The following is a 21,580-nucleotide window of genomic DNA, read 5'->3' on the forward strand; positions in this document are numbered from 1 at the left end:
TGCTTATTGTGGGCTTTCATCATCGCTAGGTGGTGGGCTGTGTTTTTCCAGTTTGTGAGCTTTATACCATAGTCCCATAAAATACTTAGTTAGTTTTTGCTCTATTGCTACCGCTTCATGAGGTGGGCAGTATACGGTGATATCAAATTGATTCTTGCCCAATGCTGTGCTGCTAATGCGTATGCTGGGCTCATGCTCATTAATTTCTTGGCGGGCGCGTTTGTTGGCTGGGTAGCTGTAGTGCTTACCCAAGCCCTCATATTCGCGGCAATACTCTTTAGCTTTTCTTAATGCGGCAGCTTTAAAGTCAAATACATTAACGGTATCGGCCTCTCTAATAATAGAGATGGTGTGGGGTATAAATTTACGCAGATGGTTGAGGTTTTTAACCGGGTGTACGATAAATTGATTGTTGGGTATAAACAGAGTTTTGCCCGTAGTTTGATAGCTGCAAGTTTCTATATCTATCTCTAGTAGCCGGGTACTTAGCCAGTCGGTGCTGACTACCTTGCCACACTGGTTACCAAGTTGTATCCAATCGCCAACAATAAATGAGCGGGTGCTAGCTTGATAAATAGAGCCCAAAAAACATTGGATAAACTCACGGGTGGCAATAACCAGAGCAACGATAAAAGTGGCAATAGATAGCGCTACAAAGCGCAGCTCGGTAATCCACACAAATACTAAGCCCATTAAAATAATCAGGTTAGTGGCATTTTTTGCGCTATTAATCCAGCGGCGGCTGTTATCGTCGTCGCGGAAGTGCTGTTTATTAAGGTGGTAAATCACAAACCAGCGTATTAACAAGGCTGCGGCAATCAACAGGCCTGAGGTGATAAATTTGTGATCGGTAATGCTGGCTTCCATCGCAATAGGGCTCTAGTTGTGGCTATGTAAAGTGGCTGTGGTGATAATGTAAATACTGATCTAGCTATGCTGCTGTTTAAGCTTAGTCTAATAGTAGCGCTATTATCGAGGGGGGATGAAGTTTAAGAAAGGGCTTATAGATATTAATTGCTATTTTTATGGGCTATTAGCCAATCTCTGTTGTTGGCAACAACCTGCTCGCACGTCCTGTGCATCGCCGTTCTTGCGCAAAGCTGGCTCCGTGAGCAACGCGAGTGTCTTGGGTCTCCATACCCAAGACGTTTCGCAAAAATACTGCTACACGGGGTAGGCCCTGCGCTCGCGGCAGAGCCTGCCCCGTGAAACGTTCAGCGTGGCCCGCGCAGCGTTTTGGCCATTGGGTATACCGCACATCCTGTGCATCGCCGCTCCTGCGCGTCCATGCGCTCGCGGCATACCGTTCTTCCTGAACATAAAAAAGCCCGCGAGCTTGTGGGCTGCGCGGGCACAAAAGGGGAGACCCTTTAAAAGCTTATGTAATAAACGCCGTTTAGTTTCTGCGTATGCAACCGGGGAAAGAGCACAGCATTTCAAATACTAAGTTGGCAGCCAGCAAAGCGGTGTTGCCGGTGTTGTCATAGGGAGGCGATACCTCTACTAAATCACAGCCCACCAGGTTTAGGCCGTGGCAGCCGCGAATAATCTCTATGCCTTGTATGCTGGTTAAGCCGCCGGGCTCGGGGGTGCCGGTGCCGGGTGCTACAGAGGGGTCCAAGCCATCGATGTCGAAGGTTAAGTAAACGGGCGTGTCTTCGCCTATTTGCTCGCGCACTTCGGCCATTAAAGGCGTTAGTGATTTGTGCCAGCATTCTTCGGCGGGCACGACTCTGCCGCCTTGCTCGCGGGTCCACTCAAAATCATCGGCAGAATAACCGGTGGTACGCAAACCGATTTGTACCATTTTGTTGCCGTCGACCAAGCCCTCTTCTACCGCGCGGCGGAAGATGGTGCCGTGGGCAATTGCTTCGCCAAACATATGGTCGTTAATGTCGGCGTGAGCGTCCACATGTACTAGGGCTAGTTTTTTGCCGTGCTTTTTGTGCAGCGCGCGCAAGATGGGCAGGGCAATGGTGTGGTCGCCACCCAACGTCACAGGCTTGGCGTCGTGGGTTAAAACTTCGCTGTAAAAGTCTTCAATAATGTCTATAGACTTTAATAGGTTGAAGGTATTTAACGGCACGTCGCCTATGTCGGCAATTTGGAAAGAGTCAAAGGGTGCGGCTTGGGTGGCCATGCCGTAAGGTCTTACCATGGCGGACTCAGCGCGAATTTGGCGCGGCCCAAAACGGGTGCCGTTGCGGTTGCTGGTGCCTATATCTAGGCCCACACCGATAATGGCCATATCTAGGCCGGCAGCGGTTTTTTGTGAAGGTAAACGAAACATAGTGCCGGGGCCGTGAAAGCGTGGCATTTCGTTACCGCCTAGCGGTTGGTTAAACTTGTTATCACTCATGACTATGACCTGTAATACGATTTAAGTTGTACTGATTAAGTTGCACTTAAGCGGTATGTACTTAAGTTGCCTTGAATGGCTTTTGGCCATTCAAGGCGGGGGGCGCTTGTTAAGGCTTAATCAACAAGCAGGTTCTCTTTTTTAACAAAGTCTAAGGTTTGATCTAGAGACTTGCCGAACTTCTCAAACATTTCATCGATTTGAGCTTCGGTGGTTACTAGTGGTGGGCAGAAGGCGGCGCTAGAACCAGCAACTGCACGCACGATCAGGCCGTTGTCTTGACAGGTTTTCATGATGTTGCCACCTACAGCGCCCGTCGCGAAAGGTGTGCCTTTGTCTTTGTTGGCCACTAATTCAATCGCGCCTATCATACCGGCACCGCGTATGTCGCCCACTAGTGGGTGATCTTTAAACGCTGCCATTTTGCTTTGCATGTATTCACCGGTTTTAGCGGCTTTCTCGAAGATGTTGTCGCGCTGATAAATTTCCATCACTTTTAACGCAACCGCACAACCCACAGGGTGACCTGAGTAAGTGTAGCCGTGGCCAAATACGCCGGTTTCAGCAGACTGGTCAATCATGGCTTCGTACATGTCGCCGCGTATTACCGAGGCTGAAATGGGGAAGTAAGCGGAAGACATTTGCTTAGCAAAGCTCATCATGTCTGGCTTAATACCCATAGTCGTAGAACCAAAGTCGTTACCGGTACGGCCAAAGCCAGTGATAACTTCGTCAGCCCAGAAGAAGATGTCGTACTTGCTCAAGATGGCTTGAACTTTTTCGTAGTAACCCGCTGGTGGCACGATAACGCCGCTGGCACCGGTAATGGGTTCTGCGATGAACGCCGCGATAGTTTCGGGGCCTTCTTCTAAAATCATTTTCTCTAAGTTGCCGGTGATGCGGTCAACAAATTGCGCTTCGGTTTCGCCATTCTGTGCGCCGTGGTAGTAGTGGGCGTGGTCAGTACGCAAAATACCTAAAGCTTCTAGTGGTGAATCAAAGTGCGCTAGGTTAACGGGCAAGCTGGTTAATGAGCCGGCAGCAACGGTTACACCGTGGTAGGCGCGCTCGCGGGTAATGATTTTGCGCTTTTCAGGCTTACCAATAGCGTTGAAGTAGTAGCGCAACATTTTGATGTGCGAGTCGTTGGCATCAGAGCCTGAGTGGCCGTAGAAAATTTTGGCATTATCTACAGGCACCATTTCAGTAAGCTTGTCAGACAAGTCCATACCGACTTGGTGGCTTTTGCCGCCAAACATGTGGCTGTAAGTTAATTTGCGCATTTGTTCTTCAACAGTGCTGATTAACTCTTCGTTGCCATAACCTAAAGAGGTACACCACAGGCCAGCCATACCTTCTAGGTATTGGTTGCCTTGGTTGTCGTAGACGTAAATGCCTTCGCCGCGCTCTAAAATCAACTGCTCTGTCGCTTTGAAGCTAGTGGTTGGGTAAATAATTGAACTCATTGGTTGCTCCTATTCAATTGTCTTGCTTTGTTATTGGTCTTATTTATCAAGACCGCCCATGCAGAGGTACTTAATTTCTGTGTAATCTTCTAAACCGTACTTAGAACCTTCGCGGCCATTACCTGACTCTTTAACGCCGCCAAAGGGCGCTACTTCAGTAGAGATAATGCCTTCGTTTATACCAACGATGCCGCACTCTAAGGCTGCACTAACACGCCATACACGGCCTATGTCACGGGAATAGAAGTAAGAGGCTAAGCCGTACTCGGTGTCGTTGGCGATATCTATAGCTTCTTGCTCGGTGCTAAATTTAATTAACGGTGCGATAGGGCCAAAGATTTCTTCTTGGGCTACGCGCATATCGGCAGAAACATTGGTTAATACGGTGGGCTTGTAGAAAGCACCGCCCAATTCGTGGCGGCCACCGGCGTATAGGGTTGCACCTTTGCTGACTGCATCTTCAACAAACTTTTCAGCTTCGTTGGCGGCTTTTTCTGTAATTAAGGGGCCCATGTTGGTATCGGCCTGGCTGCCGTCACCAACATTAAGCTTGGCAACTTCAGCGGCAAACTTTTCGGCGAAAGCGTCGTAAACACCTTCTTGTACCAATATGCGGTTAGCACATACACAGGTTTGGCCTGAGTTGCGGTACTTAGAAGCCATGGCGCCGGCTACAGCGGCGTCTAGGTCGGCATCGTCAAATACGATAAAGGGCGCGTTGCCGCCCAGTTCCATAGAGGTGCGCTTAACGGTTTTGGCACACTGCTCCATTAAGTGCTTGCCCACAGGGGTAGAACCGGTGAAGGTTACTTTTTGCACGATGGGGTTGCTGGTTAGCTCGTCGCCAATTTCATTGGTAACACCGGCAATAATATTGATAACACCTGCGGGGATACCGGCGCGCTCGGCTAATACCGCAATGGCAAAAGACGAGTAAGGGGTAGAGTTAGCAGGCTTACAAACTGTAGTACAGCCAGCCGCCAAGGCGGGGGCAATTTTACGAGTCAGCATGGCGCTGGGGAAGTTCCAGGGGGTGATACAGGCAACCACACCTATGCCTTGCTTGATCACAACAAAGCGCTTGTCGGGGCTGGTTGAAGGGATAACATCGCCGTATAGGCGCTTACCTTCTTCGGCAAACCACTCTAAAAAGCTGGCGCTGTAAGCGATTTCGGCACGGGCTTCAGCTAGCGGCTTACCTTGTTCGGCGGTTAGGATTTTGGCCAGGTCTTCCTGGTTTTCCATCATCAGGTTGTAAAGGTTGCGCATTAGCTGGGCGCGCTCTTTGGCACTCTTGGCGGCCCAAGCTGGGCGGGCGGCTTCAGCGGCGTCTATCGCGCGCTTGGTTTCGGCGGTGCCACAGCGGGCCACTTCACCGATGACAGCACCATTGGCGGGGTTGTCGACTACCAAGGTGGCGCCACTATCAGCATCTATCCACTGACCGTTAATGTAGGCTTGACCTTTAAGAAGGCTAGAATCTTTAAGTGTTAAGGGCATTATGCGCTCCAAAAAAGTAATACATGAGACAAAGGTTATTCTAGCATTTGTTTTTCTCACGACAATCGATATATTAGAACCATATTGGTGACTTTATTTAACCATTGCATAGATATTAGCCATAGGTGATACCGTGATTCTATCGAGACGAAACTTGCCCTTAAACGCCATGCGGGCCTTTGAAGCGGCGGCCAGGCACTGCCACTTACGCAAGGCGGCTGTTGAGCTGGGGGTAACACACGGCGCCGTGAGTCGCCAAGTGAAACAGTTGGAGGAGCTATTAGCCGTAGAGCTGTTCGATCGCAGCCACAACCGCCTGGCCCTGACCTCAGCTGGCCAGCGCTTATTAACCGGTTTGCAAGAAGGCCTGGACAAGATTGCCGAGAGCACGCTCTACCTAGACCCTGAGTCTATGAGCGGCAGTTTAACCATAGCCTCAACACCTTCTATTAGCGCCGGTTGGTTGGTAATGGCCATGGGCGAGTTTGCTCAGCGTTACCCTGAAATTAGGCTGCGGCTGCTGAATATCAACCCACAGCAGCGCGACTTACCCTCTGAGGTAGATGTGGCGATTTGCTACGGCAAGCCCGACCTGGGCCAGCGCGACAGTGTGGAGTTATTTCGTGAGCGCTATTTTCCCGTGTGCCACCCTTCGCTGTTGCGGCCTGAGCAGCTGGTGCACAAACCGGTAGATATGTTGGCCTATCCCATACTGCACGATCACCACGGTTATTGGGAGCCGTGGTTTGCCGCAGCAGGTATACAGGGCTCACCCCGGCAAGAGATTTACTTTCAAGATGTTTACCAAGTGCTTACCGCTGTGCGCGAGGGTTTTGGCATAGGTCTATTAGACCGGGTAGATGTGCAGCGCGAGCTTAACAGCGGTCAGCTGGTGGGTTTATTTGATGACACCGTAGAGGCTAAAGAGAGTCATTACCTAGTGATGAATAAAAAAGAAAAGCGCAGTGTGCGGGTGCGGCTATTTGAAGAGTTTTTACGTCGCCACCTGATGCTGCCGGAGGAATAGCTGTAGCAGGTATATACAGTGCAAAAAAAAGCCCCTCTAAAAGAGGGGCAACACTAGGGTCGTGAGGTACGACTATAAAACACGGTGTTAGATGATTTTGACGTCAGGAATATCAAAGCCATTAAAATTGCTAGCCGTTGAGTTGGTGTAGGCACCACCGGCTTCTATATAAATAAAATCATCGGCCTGTAAATCTTCAGGCAGGTTATAGCTAAGCTTAAAAGTATCTATAGAGTCACAGGTAGGGCCTGCTAGACGCCAGTTGATAAGGCTGCCTTGTCTGTCGGTTTGTAGGCGATAAGGCATATCATCAAACTCCATTAGGCCGCCGTAAAAACCTGTGTCTAGGTATAACCAGCGCTGGCCGCCACGGGTAGCAGTACCGGCAACACGGCATACAAAGTGGCCACTGTCGGCGACTAAAAAGCGGCCGGGTTCGGCGATAACCTGTACTTCATCAGGGAAGGCCGCCAGCTCGGCGCTAACCGCGGCACCTATTTCTTCTATGCTGGGTACCGGCCTACCTAGTTCTACGGGGTAGCCACCGCCTAAGTTTAATAGCCGCGGCTTTAAGCCTACAGCTAACATTTCGTCAAAGGCCGAGCGCGCAGCGCGTATCCCTATCACCCAGTTTTGTACGTTTAGGCACTGTGAGCCTGCGTGAAAAGTAACGCCGGCTAAGTCGGCCTTAAGAGCAACCGCTGCGTTAATAATATCCTTAACATCGCTGCCGGTAGCGCCAAACTTGCTGGATAGCTCAAAAGTTGAACCCTCATTAGAGGTGTGCAGGCGCAGGTAAAATTTAGCATCGGGCTTAGCTTGATAGACTTTATTGAGCTCGTCTATGCAGTCCACCACATACCACTCTACGCCATTGTCTACGGCAAATTTTAAGTGCTCGGGGGATTTAATAGGGTTGCTGTAAAACGCCTCTTTTGGGTTTACGCCTATTTCAATTAATTGCTCTAGCTCTTTTTTAGAGGCTATTTCAAAACGTACACCCTCATCGTTAAAGATGCTTAAAATTTCAGGAATAGGGTTACATTTTACCGCGAAGTGCGGCTGTACTCTGGGCATGGCAGCCATAAAGCGGCGGGCTTTTGCGCGCAATATTTGTTCTTCTAGCAATAGAGTAGGGCGCTGGTAATTGTTGGCAACAAAGTGGCGTAGGGTATTAATATCAGCCTTAATTGCAGTGGCTGCCGCCACGGCGTTTTGGGCTTCTAGGTTTGTTACTGTGGCTTGTGCACCTAACATCGCGTATTCCTTAAAAATATAACGGTTGGATAATGTGGCTATGTTAAGTAGCGCTACTGGCAAAATATATGGTCATACTGTAAAAATTGCGCTATATATACTTCCATATTGATAAATTTACATAGCATATAGAAGGTTTGGGCGACTTTATGACGGGAACGGACGAATTAGACCGCAAGATTATAGACTTACTAACCACCAATAGCCGCGAGAGCATTACTCAGCTGGCAGCAGCGCTGGGGGTGAGCCGGGCCACTGTGCAGGAGCGCATACGGCGGCTAGAAAAGTCGCGGGTAATACAGTCTTACACGATTAATATTAACCCTGATTACCAGCGCAATTTGGTTAGCGCCCACGCCATGATTGCGGTAGACCCAAAAAGAAACCGCGAGGTGTGCAACCAGCTTAAAAAAATACCCGCGATAAAATCTTTGTATTCAGTGAATGGCGATTATGATGTGATAGCCATGTTGCAAGAGCCTACCACCGAGGAGTTAGATGTGCAGCTGGAAGAAATTGGTTGTATGGAAGGGGTAACTCGCACATCCACCTTAATACTACTTTCTAAATTATTATAAAAAAATTACGCCGGAGCGATGCCATGATGCTGAGTGTCAGCCCTTTATTAGAGCAAGATAGAAATGATTGGGAGGCTTTGTACTGCGCCTACGTCCATTTTTATAACATGCCTATGGATGATGAAATCCTGGACACCATATGGTCGTGGATATTTGATGGCGAACAGGATTTTTACTGTTTGTTGGCTAAAGACGAGCAGGGCAAAGGGATAGGTTTTATGCACTACCGCGCCATGCCTTCGCCTATACGCGGGCAAATGGTAGGTTTTTTAGATGATTTATTTGTGCAGCCAGAATGCCGTGGTAGCGGGGTAGTGGATTTATTATTTGATACTTTGCACGATAGCGCCAAAGATAAAGGCTGGCCCTTTATACGCTGGATTACCGCCGATAATAATTATCGCGGCCGTGCGGTATACGATAAGCTGGCAGAAAAAACGCAGTGGCAAACTTATCAAATGACGGTGGAATAGTTCAGCCCTTGGGGGGCTGAAGTTTTAAGTTGCAAGCTGAAAGCTACAAGAGAAAAGAGAAAACAAAGAAAGATGTGCGGTTATGGTTGCCGTGTAAAAAACTGATACAAATTTGGAGTACGGTGTGGCAACGGCAACAGCGATTAGAAATTTAATCCCTTTGTTTATAGGCCTGGCTTTAATTGCTTTGGCAGTGGGTAGCCAGGGTAGTTTGTTAGGGGTGCGCTCTACTATAGAGGGCTTTGGCGATGTAGTGACGGGCGGTTTAATGTCGGCCTATTTTGTGGGCTTTTTATTAGGCGCGCGTTACTCGCCCCGTATTATTAAGCGGGTGGGCTTAGTGCGTTCCTTTGGCGCGCTGAGCGCCTTGGCCTCGGTAACCATATTGATACACTCGGTGATTATCGATCCCACGGTGTGGATGTTTATGCGCCTGCTTACCGGTTTTGCTTTTTCCAGCATTTATGTGGTGTCGGAAAGCTGGTTAAACAACTCGGCTAGCAACCAAAATCGCGGCCAGATTTTATCCATCTACATGGTCATTATGTTGGCGGGTATTTGTTTGGGGCAGCTGTTTTTAAAAATGGGCGACCCCGCCAGTTTTGAATTATTTACCTTTATCTCAGTGCTAGTGAGTGTGGCGGCTATCCCCATATTAGTGACTGCTTCGGAAGTACCCGCTATAGAGCTGAGCACTAAAAACATTAGTATTAAAGAGTTTTACCAAATTAGCCCCATGGGTTTTTTTGGTGTGGTATTGGTGCAGGCCTGTTATGCGGTGGTGTTGGGCATGGCAGTAGTCTATGGCTTGCATCAGGGCCGCAGCGTTGATGAGGTGGCTGTTTTTATGGCGGTGATGTTGGCGGGAGGGATAGTGTCGCAATGGCCGCTGGGCAAATTATCCGACAGCATAGATAGGCGCTGGGTGTTAGGGTTTACCATGTTGTGTTCGGCGGTGGCGGCCTTAATGATAGTGTATAGCAGCGCTAATCTTGGCCAGTGGTATCTATGGGCGGCGGTGTTTGGTGCCTGTTGTTTCCCCAATTATTCTATTGTTATTGCGATAGTGAATGATTTTTTAGAGCCACAGCAAATCATGCCCGCCACTGCGACTATAGCCATGATCAGCGGTTTATCCGCCTCGGTAGCGCCTTTAGCGGTAGCCATGTTAATGGAAAGCCTGGGCTCTAATTATTTATTTATTAGCCTGGCCATGATGTGCGGCCTGTTGGCGGTGATTGCTCTGTATAGAGCCATGTTTATACCCTGGTCCAGCGATGTGGATAGATACCCTACCTTTGTGCAGGTGCCATCACCTATAGGTACCGTATTACATGCTGATGTTGAGGCCGTAGTGGGGGAGGAACATGCCAAGGCCGAGGGCGATAACTAAATTATTTTTCAGCGCGGTTACGAAACTCTGTGGCCGTCATCCCCAGCTGTTGCTTAAAGGCCCTGTAAAAATTGGCTGCATGTTCGTAACCTAATAAATAGCTAATTTCCTGTAAGGGCAGTGTGGTTTTGGCTAAATAATCTTTGGCCAATTCCATTTTTACCTCATTAATAATTTGCCTATAACTCACCCCTGATTTTTTTAACTGCCGGTGAAAGCTGTGGCTGGCCAAGTGAAAGTGTTGCGCCATTTCGGCCAAGCTAGGTAATTCTCGTTGCGGTGATAGCAGCAACAACCTTTGCACTTGCTCGACTAAATCCGTTTGGCTGGCCAGCTGATTCATAATGAACTGGCATTGCTGCTGGCACAGCGCGGCAGTGGCTGGGTTGGCGCTGGGGAAGGGAATATCATACCAACTGAGTGGAAAACTCAATTCGCTGTGCTCTTGGTCAAATAATACCGGGCCGGGGAATATGCGCTGGTAATACTCTTTATCGCTGGGTGCTGGGTAGGCTAGTTTAACGACCAGCTCTTTACGTTGTGCGATTTCGGGCAGGCGCTGGCACATCCACTTCCAGGTAGCGCTTAGCCACTCTTCTTGCAGGTAGCGGCTATCATTAATACTTTGCGCGGGTATATTCAGCCGCAGGCTCACCCGCTGGCTATCAATTAGCCGCTGTGCAGTTAAGGGGTGGGGGTAGAGTGCATAGTTGCGGTCAGTTAGCTCCCAGGATTGGCGCAGATTATCCACGCTGAGTGAGGCATAGCCTAAAACGCCAGCGTCGCTGATATCAAAGCATTGCCCCAGCTGTAAAAAAAAGCCCTGGCCTTGCAGTCTGGGGGCGGTGAGGGCCAGCAGCCGGTAATACTGGTTTAGCGTGATACGGGCTTGCGCCTGTTTAGCGTCCAGCCCCAGCTGCACTAACAGGGCGGGCACATCCACAGACTGTTGCAGGGCTAGTTTGTCTAGCAGCTGGCAATAATGGCCCAAAAAGCGGCTGGCTAGATGGTTGGTGGCTTGATGGGCTTCTAAGGTGAGCATGGCTGTTGTTGCTTAATCATGGTTGATTGGCGTTAACTAGTCATTGTTAAAAAATGATAGCAATCTGTCAATTAATGATAGTTTAAATATGGGCGGCAGTTGCTAGCATTAGCGTTAACGAATTTATTTGCTGGCCTTGCTGTAACTTAGGCCGGTGATCACAGTGACACGATTTAAAGAGATGATGCTATGAGCTTGCCAGACACTTCCTTCCCCGCAGGTAAAGATTATCGCAGCAGCCACACCGGCCACGGTGCGGGCTTGGCCGATACGGTATTTGAAAATGGCCGTATTTATACCGTAAACCCCGCGCAAGAGTGGGCCGAGGCGGTAGCGGTAAAAGATGGTGTATTTGTGGCGGTAGGCAGCCGTGAGGAGATGCAGCCCTATATAGACCAGCACACCCAGATAGTGGATTTAAAAGGCCGCTTTATCATGCCCGGCCTTTACGATATGCATACCCACCCCGATCTGACCTTGGCACCGGGTTATGCCGGTTACTTGGATGTGGGCTTGGAAGACCCCACCCCAGCGCAGGTTAAGCAATCGATTTTGGATTACGCCGCCGCCAACCCCAAGAGTGAATGGATCTTTGGCCAGTACTTTGTGCACTTTCACTTTAAGCGTGAAGGTATAGAGGCCGACAGACATTGGCTGGATAGTTTTATCAGCGACCGCCCTGTGGCCATACACGATAGATCCTGGGGCTGCATATTGGTTAATAGCAAGGCGCTGGAACTGGCAGGCATAGATGCCAATACCCCCGACCCCCGCAATGGTTTTATAGAGCGCGATGGCATTACTGGCGAACCCACCGGTATTTTGGTGGATGGCGCTTACTCATTAATACACGCCGCTATGCCACCCACACCGGCCCACGCCTTACAGCGCGCTTATCGTGAAGGCATACATTACCAAACCAGCCGCGGTGTGGTGGGCACCAAATATGTACACGTATGCGAAAACCGTTTAGATGCCTTAAAAGTGGTAGACGATGCCGGCGACATGACCCTGCGGGTAGAAGCCGCCATTTCCTGGCAGGACGATATCTTCCCTGTGCGCAGACGTTGGGAATTATTAGCGGGCGAGCGCCACTATTATCGCAGTGCTCGTTTAAATGCCAACGCCGTGAAGTTCCATTTTGATGGCACTCATGGTTCTTATTCTTCTTATCTGTCTACTCCTTGGCCGGGGCAAAGCGAATGGCGCGGCGGTTTAAACCTCACCCCTGAGCATATCGTCGACATGGTGGTAGACATGGACAGGCGCGGCATACGAGTGATTGCCCACTGTGTAGGTGACGGTGCCTCGGACTTATTTTTAGATGCCGTGGCCGAAGCCCGCAAACGCAATGGCCCCAATGGTGTACGCCACCAGTGCGCACACTCCACGGTATTGTTGGATGAAAACTTGCCGCGTTTTAAAGCGCTCAATGTTGTTGCCGAATTCTCGCCAGTAGGCTGGTTGCCCGAGCCCTATGCCCGCGCCCGCGAGGTGATGGGTGAAGAGCGCTTTGATCGCATGTACAATTTTAAAGGCGTGTTAGATCACGGCGGCTTGGCGGTAATGGGCACCGATTGGCCGGTATCCACCATTAATTGCTGGGTGGGTTTTGAGGCTATGATGACCCGCAAAAACCCCTGGTTCGATAACGATGAAACCTTCCACGGCGAAGCCATCAGTGTGGCAGATGCGATACGAGTGATGACGATTAACGGCGCTCACTGCATGGGTATAGAAGACAGTGCCGGCAGCATAGAAGTGGGTAAGTCGGCAGACTTTATCGCCCTAGATAGAAACCTGTTTGAGTTAGAGCTACAAGGCAATGTGCATAACACGCAAGTGGATTTAACCATGATGGCCGGGCAGGTAGTGTGGGATAGAAACGGTGAGTTAAGTGGTACGCCATTGCAAGCGCCCTTGAACCCCGATAACGTACCCAATTTTTACGATAAGTGAGTAAGGCATAATGGCAGCGGTACCAGTAACCATAGTCTCAGGATTTTTAGGGGCGGGTAAAACCACCTTATTAAATCGCATTTTAAATAGCGTCCCCTCAGATAAAGGGAAGGGCCTCAAAGTGGCCGTCATGGTTAACGATTTTGGCGAGCTCAATATCGATAGCCAGCTAGTGGTTAGCGCCGAGCAAAATATGATTAGCCTAGAAAACGGCTGCATTTGTTGCACGGTGGAGAGCGACTTAATCGCCCAGCTGCGCAAGCTATTACAGTTGCGTGAAGGTAGGCCCGATGCCATCTTAATTGAAACCAGTGGCGTGTCTGAACCTTCTAAGGTGGTTAACACCTTGCGTTACCCCGAGTTTGACAATCACTTAACAGTGGATGCGGTGATTAGCGTGTTGGATGCCGATCAATTCACGAATCTTGAAGGCAGCAATAAACGCCTGGCTATGGATCAGCTCAGTGTGGCGGATGTGGTTGTGATCAACAAAGTCGATTTGGTTAGCGCGGAGCAACTGCAAAACCTCAAGGATAATTGGTTATTCCCCAATGCCTGTGTTTACGAGACGAGTTATGGTGAGTTGCCGCTGGCTTTATTGCTGGGCCAGCAGGCACATCACTCGGCACAGAGCGAGCATGAGCATCACCATTGCGATGAGCGCTGCCAGCACCAACATCAGCACCACGAGTTTTACAGCATGAGCTGGCAAAGTGAGCAGCCCTTAAAAATACAGGCACTAAAAGCGTTTTTTCACAGCTTACCCGCATCGATATACAGAGCCAAAGGCTTTGTGCGTTTAAGCGGTGCTGAGCAGCAAATGTTTTTGCTGCACAAGGTGGGCTCGCGCTTGAGCATAGACAGGCAGCTAAACTGGCAGGGCGAATTAAAAAATCAGCTGGTGTTTATAGCCGGTGAGCCGTTTGATAAAAAACAATTGCTCGCTGATTTGGAAGCCTGTGTAGCATAGCGGCGATCACAATGTTGAGATCGCCGGTTATACAGTTAAAAAATTTATAGCTTGTTTTTTAAGACTTTTTCCAGCAGTTCTTGTTCTGCGATAGGTTTGCCCACGTGGTCGCTCATGCCGGCCGCGTGGCATCTTTCTATATCACTGCTCATAACATTCGCCGTCATGGCGACTATGGGGATATGTTTGAGCTTAGGATCTTCTTTGATTTTTTTGGTCGCTTCAAAGCCATCCATAATGGGCATTTGTATGTCCATCAAGATGATGTTGAAATAGGGTTTTTCTTTTAGCATTTCTACGGCCTTTAAACCGTTCTCAGCTATGGCGACAAAAGCTCCCCAATCTTCTAGCAGGCTGGTGGCGACAAACTGATTCATTTTCACATCTTCTACTAGCAAAATGGAGGTGTTCTCTAAGGGCGTGTCTGACTCGCTTGCAATCTCGGCCTCATAGTGAGGTTGATTATTTATTTCGGGGTCAACGTTTAGGCCTTGCAGGGGTTCTCTGTCAAACATAGCTACGACGTTTTCACGGTACAGCTCACCGGCTTTCGCTATGTAAGGGAAACTTAGTTGCACATAAAAGCGGCTGCCTTGCTGTGGTGTGCTTTCTACGCGTATGCCCCCCTTCATTAAATCAATGAGTTGTTTAGTTATAGTGAGCCCTAAACCTGTACCGCCATAGATACGAGTGGTGGAGGTGTCGGCTTGCTGGAAGGAGTCAAACAAATTCTCTAGCTGGTTAGGGTTGATGCCTATGCCTGTGTCAGTCACCACGATTTCTATCTCTATATTACTGTCGTTTTGTTTGAGTATATTAATAGAAATTTCTATCTTGCCTTTGTTGGTGAACTTTAAAGCATTGCTGCACAGGTTTAATAAAATTTGCTCTAACCTCAGCTGGTCACCGACTAGTCGGGCGGGGAAGTACTCAGGTATTTTGATATCAAACTCTATGCCTTTACTGTTGACCTGTAATGAAAAAGTCGCATTAATGGTTAACAGTACATCTATAAAGTTAAATTCTTCCTGTGCTAACTCCATCTTGCCTGCATCAATTTTAGAGTAATCCAGAGTTTGATTGATTAGGGATAGCAGGGTTCCAGAGGCCCGTTTAGCCTTTTGCATATAGTCCAATTGTTTATCTGATAAAGGTGTTTTTAAGCATAAATTGATTATTCCTATAATGGCATTGAGCGGGGTGCGTAGCTCGTGATTCATATTGGCTACAAAATTAGATTTGGCATGGCTGGCCGCTTCGGCAGCTTGCATGGCCAGTTGCAGGTCGGCGGTTTTTGAATTGACCTCTCTTCTCACTCTTTCAGTAATGCCGGTGATAATTAAAATAAAGGCTTGCAGGATAGCCGTGGTTAACAGTCCTATAGTCAGTATGCTCCAGCTCAGCCAATCTTTGGATGAAAATTGATAGCTGTTAGTGGCGTAAAAGGATAGCTGATACTGGCGGCCGCCAAAGTCAAAGGAATGCAAAATAGGTGGAAATTGCTGTAGTGGCGGTTGCTGCGACTCTAATAAAGCCAATGGTTTGTTGCTGTTGCTAATATCAATGATGGCCATGTCGTAGTTCAATTGATTGGCTTTATGTATCAACGGCCCCAATAAATCACTGATTCTAAATACACCGCTGACATAGCCTACAAAATTTTGTGGCTTCTGTTGCATAAGTTCGCCATCGTAGGTGGCCGGTGTGTCAAAAATAGGCGTGTAAAGAATAATAGAACGTTGGTTTTCCTGTTCCTGGGCTAGCCTAATGGGGGGCGTGGCTATAGAGATGGCTTGTTCACGAGCTTGTTGCAGTGCTGCTAGCCTGTTAGGTATAGCTGCCAAGTTTAGTCCAAAGGCTTTAATATTTTTTGCGATAGGGAAAATATATAACACGGGATAGTATACGGAGCGCTGTGGGGCGATATGTATCTGGCCCTGCTCATCTATCTCGGTAAAGTTATATTCGCTAAAACCTTGTGCCCTCATGGCGTTTTCATAGTGCTGGCGTTTATCTGCGGGCACTATTTCTGTCCAACCTATGCCGGTAAAGGAGCTATTTCCTGACAATAATGCTTGGGTAAATGCAAAAAACTCCTGCATGGAAACAGACTCTGAACCTTGGTGAAAGGCTGTGTAAGCCATTAGTTTGTATTCAGAGATGGAGAGCCTTTCTTCAACTTTTTGTAAAAAATCGCGGGCATCATCACTAATGATTTTATATAAATATGCTTTGCGTGCTTCTACTGAGTTTAAAAATAAAATTAAAACGCCAGCAAAAATAATTAATGCCGGCATAGCTACTTGTAGCTTTCTTTCTGATGAAACCTGTTGTTTTATAAAAATGGTCAGTATCAATGGAGTGAATAGCAGCACGCCTATAGTATCGCCCACCCACCAGGTGCCCCAGTTAAAAATAACATTTTCCGCTGCTACCGTGTTTGAGGTATATAAGGCCGCAACACCTACGCTGGGTGAAATCAGGCAGCTTATAGGGGCCACTAGAAAGGTGAATTTATAAATATCTGTGGGCGAGCTTAGACTCATTGAAAGATCATTACTGCGGCGAAACAAATAGTAGCCAGCCTGGGCTTGCAGCATGGCTCCCACCGAGATAAGCATAGGCAGGGCGGCGCTGTTTACTGAGAACTCGCTGTAGCCTTGTGTGACGACACTATAATTAACCAAGAATGAGCCCAAACCTATACCTAGGGTAGCCGCCAGTGGGTTAAGTAATAAAACACAAGCTAGGGCCAAACCTGAGGCAGGCCATACCGCTGAAGCAAAGCCGGGGGGGATGGAGAGCAATAGGCCAAAGTGGCCCATGAGGAAATAGCCAACCAGGGGGAGAAAAAAGTGTAATAAGGGCTTCACTAAGATATGTTCCTAACTGCAAGGTCTAATTATTGTAGTCAATATATCTTATAAATATAGCCGCTATTCTTTATCAGTCTATGCAAAAAGCTTTAGCTTTGCTTGCGCGGTGGAGTTCCTAGGCGAGTTTATGTGCAAGGGCCAGAGATGCCTGGGTCAGTTCCGGAGGCAAAATCTTCAGCAGCAGCGATTGCAAGTATAGCCTTACTTTTGGCAGGGTATTGACTGCTGACAGTTACTAGGCAGCGTGTGTAGGGGGAGATCTGAGCTGGGGGGGCAAGAGGCCACCACCTAAGTGGGGCCTCGCAGGGTGTTTAGTCGATTAAGGTCTTAAACTTTTTGGAGCAGGCTACCACGTTGTCGTTGATGTAGGCTTCGTGGTTTTCTTCTACTTTGTTTAGCTTGTAGAGATAGTTTACTAAAATAGCGGCCGATTGTTTAAGGCCGTTTTTAGAAACATCGCCCATCCAGTTGAGTTGCTCTATGCGCGCACCGTTGCCTAGGTGGAACCTGGCTACGGGGTCTAGGGGAGCAGCACCGCGTTTTTCATTGTGCAGGTAATGGGCGCACAGGCGCATCAGCACGGGCTTTAAGGTTTCCGCAAGGGCTGGGTCTTTGTGCCAGTTCTCTAATTCTATTTGCGCTAATAGCTTACGCTCTTTGCTGTTAATTAAAGTACTTTCTTTGTTTTCCAGTTCTTTGTTTAACCAGCGGCAGAAGGTCGGTATGGGCGACAAGGTAGAGAACTGGGTCAGCTGTGGCAGTTCTTCGCGCAGCTCCATTACCACTTGTTTAATTAAAAAGTTACCAAAAGAAATGCCTTTAAGGCCTTCTTGGCAATTGCTGATTGAGTAGAAAATCGCCGTGTCGGCAGGCTCTTGTTCTAGCACATCGCTTTTGGGGGCCAGTAATGGCTGTACGGCGGTGGCTAGGCCGTGGGTGAGGGCTACCTCTACAAAGATTAATGGTTCGTCTTCTAAGGCGGGGTGGAAAAAGGCAAAGCAGCGTCTGTCATCTTCTAAGCGACGACGCAAATCTTCCCAGCCATTCATCTCGTGTACGGCTTCATAGGCAATGAGTTTTTCTAGAATATGGGCCGGTGTTTTCCAATCTATGCTGCGTATTTTTAAAAATCCGCGGTTAAACCAGGACTCTAATAAGTGTTTCAAGTCATTATCAACAGCGCGCAGTTCGTCGTGGTCTTTCAGGTATTTTTGTAAATCTGCACGCATGCCCACTAGTGTGGGGGTGCCGGTGGGAGACATGTTAATGCGGCGAAATAAGTGCTGCCGCGGTGGCTCTACCGCTTTGCTTAAGGCCTGTAGATTTTTAGCTGAGGGCTCGGCCTTATAGGCATCAGCGCAGTGCACAATGGCATCTGAGCGGGGGCTGTAATCACTAACCAGTAGTTTAAAAAACTTGAGTTGCTCTTGCTCATTCATGGCGTGGTAGGCGTTTACTACCGCGCAGGCTAATGCGGTGCCCATGGCTTCGCCCTTGTTAGAGCAGAGGTCGGCACACAGTGTTTTAATGTTTTTTTCGTCTTTATTGCCTTTAGAGCGTCGTAATAGGTCGCGGCCGGCTTCGGCTATGGAGTTCATCCACGAATTGAATGACATAGTGTAAATCCCTATCCTGCGGTGAGTGGGCGAACGCCTGGCTGTGTTAATAGCCTGTAGGGTGAGCCCAAATATCGCTAGGCTAAATGAGTTATAACGTTATTGTGTTACAAGTGCGGCTGCTTCTGGATAGAAGCAGCCGCTGAGGTACTAATCAGTAACGGGCTTATTTAACAAGATCGATGGCATCGCCAAATAAGTCTTCGTCGCTGGGTACTACTTTTACTTTATCTAAGGGGCGAGAAACCCAAGAGATATTAACCAAGTGACGCCAGTTAATATTGTCATTAACCGAGTTGCCACCCCAAAAACCACAACCTAATGAGAAGGTTTGGCGCATACCGTTCCACACGTTGGCAGAGTTAGATAGCGACTGTGGCTGGTTGATCATCACGCGCGAGGTTTTCGTGCCCAGCGCAAACTTTTCAACCGCTTTATCGTTAGTGGTGTATAAACCGCAAGAGTGGCCCAGGCCTTGGTACTCTTGTATGGCGTTAGTTAATGCTACGGCTGCATCTACGTCAGCTACCTTGTGGAAGCCCATCACTACCGACAGTTTCTCACCTGAGAACATATACTCAGGGCCAGCACCGTTTTCAGGTACGATGATAAAGGACTTGTCTTCAGGGATGTTAACGCCGGCAATCTCGCCTATGCGCTGGGCAGATTGGGCGATAATGTCGGGGTTTAGGTGCGCGCCATCAGGCCATAGGGCATCTTTAAATTTGGGGTATTCGGCTTCAGAAACCAAGTAACCGCCTTGGGCTTGTAGCTTTTCTAATAAGGCATCATAGATAGCGGCAACGGCAATAACGTTGTTGTCTGATGAGCATGAGGTCGCAAAGTCAAAAGTTTTAGATAGTTTGATTTTGTTGGCTGCATCATCCAGGTCGGCAGTTTCGTCTACGGTGATACAGGCATTACCCGCACCTACACCTAAGGCAGGCGTGCCGCTAGAGTAAGCTGCTTTAACCATGGCGCCGCCGCCAGTGGCTAGTACTACGTCGGCCTGTTTCATTAGTTCAGCAGTGCCGTCTAAAGAAGGCTGCTCTATACCTATCACCAAATCTTCAGGCGCGCCGCAAGCTTTTAAGGCTGCACGCATATTGTCACATAGCATTTTGGTGGTGATTTTAGCGCGTGGGTGCGGCGCAATCACGATGGCGTTACGGCCTTTAACGGCGTTAATGGCTTTAATTACCGGTGTGGCTTCGGGGTTGGTGCACGGGGTTAAGGCACCCACTACGCCTATAGGCTTGGCCACTTTAACAATATTGCGCTCGGGTAATTCTTCGATTATGCCTACCGACTCATCGTCGATAATATCAAACAGCGCAGCGCGACATTTTTTAGACATTTTGGTGAACTTGCCATCGTAGTTACCCAGGGCAGTTTCTTCTACTGCTTGCTTGGCAATCTCTTCGGCTACACCGGGGCGGGCGACTGACCACACCATGGCGCGGATCAGTTGGTCTACTTGTTCTTGGTTGTAGTTTTCAATTTGTTTTTGAGCAGCGCGGGCGCGGTCAATAAGACTTTTGATCTCTTTGCCTGCTTCACTTAATTCTGTGGGCTGTGATACGGCCATTGTGTTACATCCTCTTAATTAGTTTGACGCTGTGTACTCACGGATAAGTGTAGTACACAGCTATTGAGAGCTTAGGCTTGGTTAAAGGTTTCACCTAAGGCATTAATGAGTGAGTCGATTTCGGATTTTTCGGTAGTAAACGGTAGCCCCAACTGAATCGTGGCACCGCCGTAGCGTACGTAAAAACCCTTCTCCCACATTTTCATGGCGATTTCGTAAGGGCGGCGCGCAGGCTCACCGGGGTGGGCCGCTAGGGTAAAGCCAGCGGCAAAACCGTAGTTACGAATATCGGTTACATTATTACAGCCTTTCAAGCTGTGTACCGCTTCTTCAAAGTAGGGGCTAAGTTCAGCAACGTTTTGTATGTAGTTACCGCTTTGCAATAAGTTTAGCGAGGCTAAGCCAGCTGCACAGGCTACCGGGTGAGCGGAGTAGGTGTAACCGTGGGGTAATTCCACCATATACTCTGGGCCGCCTTCGGCCATAAATACATCGTGTATTTCGTCGGTAGTGATTACCGCACCCATGGGGATGGTACCGTTAGTCATCTGCTTGGCGATGTTGATAATGTCAGGGGTTACGCCGTAGGCTTCGGCACCGGTTTTAGCACCCATGCGGCCAAAGGCACAGATAACTTCATCAAAAATTAATAAGATGTTGTTAGCGGTACAAATTTCACGCAGGCGATCTAAATAACCTTTTGGCGGTGGGATAACACCGGCAGAACCGGGCATAGGCTCTACAATAACGGCGGCGATGTTAGAGGCGTCGTGTAGGGCGATAATGTCTAGCAACTCGTTAGCTAGCTCAGCGCCGGTTTCGGGCTGGCCTTTAACAAAGGTGTTTTCAGGCAGCATGGTGTGGCGCATATGATCGGCGTCTACTGCTTGGCCGTATAGGGCGCGGTTGGGGCCTATGCCGCCTACCGAGATGCCGCCCCAGTTAACACCGTGGTAGCCCAGGCCGCGACCAATTAATTTAGTCTTGCTGGGCATGCCTTTTTTGCGCCAGTAAGCGCGGGCGATTTTTAAAGAAGTCTCGGCAGATTCAGAGCCAGAGCCGGTGTAAAACACACGGTTTAAGCCTTCGGGCATAAACTCGGTGATTTTTTCCGCTAATTGGAAAGCCTTGGGGTGGCCAAACTGGAAGGCGGGCGAGTAATCCAAGGTCTTGATTTGCTCGGCTACCGCTTCGTTGATTTCGGGCACGCTGTGGCCCAAGCCGCAGGTCCACAGGCCAGACAAGCCGTCAAAGATCTTGCGACCTTCGGCGTCGGTGTAATATTTGCCTTCGGCAGAAACAATAATGCGTGGGTCTTTTTTAAACTGGCGGTTGCCAGTAAACGCCATCCAGTGGGCGTCCAGTTGTTTTTGGGTTAATCCTGCAAGCTTGTCAGTCATAGTCTCTACTCAACTTATTAACATTAATGAGTGAATGATGGGCCGTGCTTATGGTTTGCCATTCATTCATGGGGTC

The 21,580-nt window shown here is 48.7% G+C and carries 16 protein-coding genes; 6 read left to right on the top strand and 10 right to left on the bottom strand.

Going from position 1 to position 21,580, the window contains the following annotated elements:
• Positions 1 to 3: 3 nt before the first annotated feature.
• From NO559_RS09210 to NO559_RS09225, 4 genes are all read right to left on the bottom strand, one after another.
• Complete coding sequence (locus NO559_RS09210) at positions 4 to 867, bottom strand: mechanosensitive ion channel family protein (RefSeq protein ID WP_258331526.1); 864 nt, start codon at positions 865 to 867, stop codon at positions 4 to 6.
• A gap of 529 nt (positions 868 to 1,396) precedes the next feature.
• Positions 1,397 to 2,359: an agmatinase gene (gene speB / locus NO559_RS09215; protein WP_258331527.1), complete on the bottom strand. Its 963-nt coding sequence runs from the start codon at positions 2,357 to 2,359 to the stop codon at positions 1,397 to 1,399.
• Between the two features lie 116 nt (positions 2,360 to 2,475).
• Positions 2,476 to 3,825 (bottom strand): aminotransferase, encoded by a 1,350-nt coding sequence (locus NO559_RS09220; protein ID WP_258331528.1) that lies wholly within the window; start codon positions 3,823 to 3,825, stop codon positions 2,476 to 2,478.
• A 39-nt stretch (positions 3,826 to 3,864) separates the two neighbouring features.
• Positions 3,865 to 5,325: an NAD-dependent succinate-semialdehyde dehydrogenase gene (locus tag NO559_RS09225; protein WP_258331529.1), complete on the bottom strand. Its 1,461-nt coding sequence runs from the start codon at positions 5,323 to 5,325 to the stop codon at positions 3,865 to 3,867.
• A gap of 133 nt (positions 5,326 to 5,458) precedes the next feature.
• Here NO559_RS09225 and NO559_RS09230 point away from each other — a divergent pair, with 133 nt between their 5' ends.
• A complete protein-coding gene (locus NO559_RS09230) occupies positions 5,459 to 6,352 on the top strand; it encodes a LysR substrate-binding domain-containing protein (protein WP_258331530.1) in 894 nt (297 codons plus the stop codon).
• Between the two features lie 87 nt (positions 6,353 to 6,439).
• Here the strand turns inward: NO559_RS09230 and NO559_RS09235 are convergent, their stop codons facing one another.
• Positions 6,440 to 7,609, bottom strand: a complete 1,170-nt coding sequence (locus NO559_RS09235; RefSeq protein WP_258331531.1) for a type III PLP-dependent enzyme — start codon at positions 7,607 to 7,609, stop codon at positions 6,440 to 6,442.
• Between the two features lie 149 nt (positions 7,610 to 7,758).
• Here NO559_RS09235 and NO559_RS09240 point away from each other — a divergent pair, with 149 nt between their 5' ends.
• The 3 genes from NO559_RS09240 to NO559_RS09250 all read left to right on the top strand — a co-directional run bounded on the left by NO559_RS09240 (position 7,759) and on the right by NO559_RS09250 (position 10,053).
• The gene (locus NO559_RS09240; protein WP_258331532.1) at positions 7,759 to 8,187 is read left to right on the top strand and encodes an Lrp/AsnC family transcriptional regulator; all 429 of its coding nucleotides are present in this window, start codon (positions 7,759 to 7,761) and stop codon (positions 8,185 to 8,187) included.
• Positions 8,188 to 8,210: 23 nt separating this feature from the next.
• Positions 8,211 to 8,660, top strand: coding sequence for an N-acetyltransferase (locus NO559_RS09245; RefSeq protein WP_258331533.1), 450 nt, complete (start codon positions 8,211 to 8,213; stop codon positions 8,658 to 8,660).
• A 124-nt stretch (positions 8,661 to 8,784) separates the two neighbouring features.
• Positions 8,785 to 10,053 (top strand): MFS transporter, encoded by a 1,269-nt coding sequence (locus NO559_RS09250; RefSeq protein ID WP_258331534.1) that lies wholly within the window; start codon positions 8,785 to 8,787, stop codon positions 10,051 to 10,053.
• Position 10,054: 1 nt separating this feature from the next.
• On the opposite strand, the gene NO559_RS09255 is transcribed toward NO559_RS09250, so the two are convergent.
• Positions 10,055 to 11,095 (bottom strand): AraC family transcriptional regulator, encoded by a 1,041-nt coding sequence (locus tag NO559_RS09255; protein ID WP_258331535.1) that lies wholly within the window; start codon positions 11,093 to 11,095, stop codon positions 10,055 to 10,057.
• 189 nt (positions 11,096 to 11,284) lie between these two features.
• Between NO559_RS09255 and NO559_RS09260 the strand changes: the two genes are divergently transcribed.
• Both NO559_RS09260 and NO559_RS09265 read left to right on the top strand, forming a co-directional pair.
• On the top strand, positions 11,285 to 13,054 hold the full coding sequence (locus NO559_RS09260) for an amidohydrolase (RefSeq protein ID WP_258331536.1): 1,770 nt from the start codon (positions 11,285 to 11,287) through the stop codon (positions 13,052 to 13,054).
• Positions 13,055 to 13,064: 10 nt separating this feature from the next.
• The gene (locus tag NO559_RS09265) at positions 13,065 to 14,024 is read left to right on the top strand and encodes a GTP-binding protein (protein ID WP_258331537.1); all 960 of its coding nucleotides are present in this window, start codon (positions 13,065 to 13,067) and stop codon (positions 14,022 to 14,024) included.
• A 44-nt stretch (positions 14,025 to 14,068) separates the two neighbouring features.
• Here NO559_RS09265 and NO559_RS09270 read toward each other — a convergent pair whose 3' ends face one another.
• From NO559_RS09270 to NO559_RS09285, 4 genes are all read right to left on the bottom strand, one after another.
• Positions 14,069 to 16,897: a CHASE domain-containing protein gene (locus NO559_RS09270; protein ID WP_258331538.1), complete on the bottom strand. Its 2,829-nt coding sequence runs from the start codon at positions 16,895 to 16,897 to the stop codon at positions 14,069 to 14,071.
• A gap of 314 nt (positions 16,898 to 17,211) precedes the next feature.
• The gene (locus NO559_RS09275) at positions 17,212 to 18,516 is read right to left on the bottom strand and encodes a malonyl-CoA decarboxylase (RefSeq protein ID WP_258331539.1); all 1,305 of its coding nucleotides are present in this window, start codon (positions 18,514 to 18,516) and stop codon (positions 17,212 to 17,214) included.
• Between the two features lie 166 nt (positions 18,517 to 18,682).
• Positions 18,683 to 20,104, bottom strand: coding sequence for an aldehyde dehydrogenase family protein (locus NO559_RS09280; RefSeq protein WP_258331540.1), 1,422 nt, complete (start codon positions 20,102 to 20,104; stop codon positions 18,683 to 18,685).
• 71 nt (positions 20,105 to 20,175) lie between these two features.
• A complete protein-coding gene (locus tag NO559_RS09285; protein ID WP_258331541.1) occupies positions 20,176 to 21,504 on the bottom strand; it encodes an aspartate aminotransferase family protein in 1,329 nt (442 codons plus the stop codon).
• Positions 21,505 to 21,580: the final 76 nt, after the last annotated feature.

Source organism: Dasania sp. GY-MA-18 (assembly GCF_024734385.1).
GTDB lineage: Bacteria > Pseudomonadota > Gammaproteobacteria > Pseudomonadales > Dasaniaceae > Dasania > Dasania phycosphaerae.

What these genes read in the sequence shown, in the direction of transcription:
- NO559_RS09275 (WP_258331539.1), bottom strand. Translation starts at nt 18,516, where the DNA reads ATGTCATTCAATTCGTGGATGAACTCCATAGCCGAAGCCGGCCGCGAC.
- NO559_RS09245 (WP_258331533.1), top strand. Translation starts at nt 8,211, where the DNA reads ATGATGCTGAGTGTCAGCCCTTTATTAGAGCAAGATAGAAATGATTGG.
- NO559_RS09280 (WP_258331540.1), bottom strand. Translation starts at nt 20,104, where the DNA reads ATGGCCGTATCACAGCCCACAGAATTAAGTGAAGCAGGCAAAGAGATC.
- NO559_RS09255 (WP_258331535.1), bottom strand. Translation starts at nt 11,095, where the DNA reads ATGCTCACCTTAGAAGCCCATCAAGCCACCAACCATCTAGCCAGCCGC.
- NO559_RS09285 (WP_258331541.1), bottom strand. Translation starts at nt 21,504, where the DNA reads ATGACTGACAAGCTTGCAGGATTAACCCAAAAACAACTGGACGCCCAC.
- NO559_RS09235 (WP_258331531.1), bottom strand. Translation starts at nt 7,609, where the DNA reads ATGTTAGGTGCACAAGCCACAGTAACAAACCTAGAAGCCCAAAACGCC.
- NO559_RS09240 (WP_258331532.1), top strand. Translation starts at nt 7,759, where the DNA reads ATGACGGGAACGGACGAATTAGACCGCAAGATTATAGACTTACTAACC.
- NO559_RS09260 (WP_258331536.1), top strand. Translation starts at nt 11,285, where the DNA reads ATGAGCTTGCCAGACACTTCCTTCCCCGCAGGTAAAGATTATCGCAGC.
- NO559_RS09210 (WP_258331526.1), bottom strand. Translation starts at nt 867, where the DNA reads ATGGAAGCCAGCATTACCGATCACAAATTTATCACCTCAGGCCTGTTG.
- NO559_RS09220 (WP_258331528.1), bottom strand. Translation starts at nt 3,825, where the DNA reads ATGAGTTCAATTATTTACCCAACCACTAGCTTCAAAGCGACAGAGCAG.
- NO559_RS09225 (WP_258331529.1), bottom strand. Translation starts at nt 5,325, where the DNA reads ATGCCCTTAACACTTAAAGATTCTAGCCTTCTTAAAGGTCAAGCCTAC.
- speB (WP_258331527.1), bottom strand. Translation starts at nt 2,359, where the DNA reads ATGAGTGATAACAAGTTTAACCAACCGCTAGGCGGTAACGAAATGCCA.
- NO559_RS09265 (WP_258331537.1), top strand. Translation starts at nt 13,065, where the DNA reads ATGGCAGCGGTACCAGTAACCATAGTCTCAGGATTTTTAGGGGCGGGT.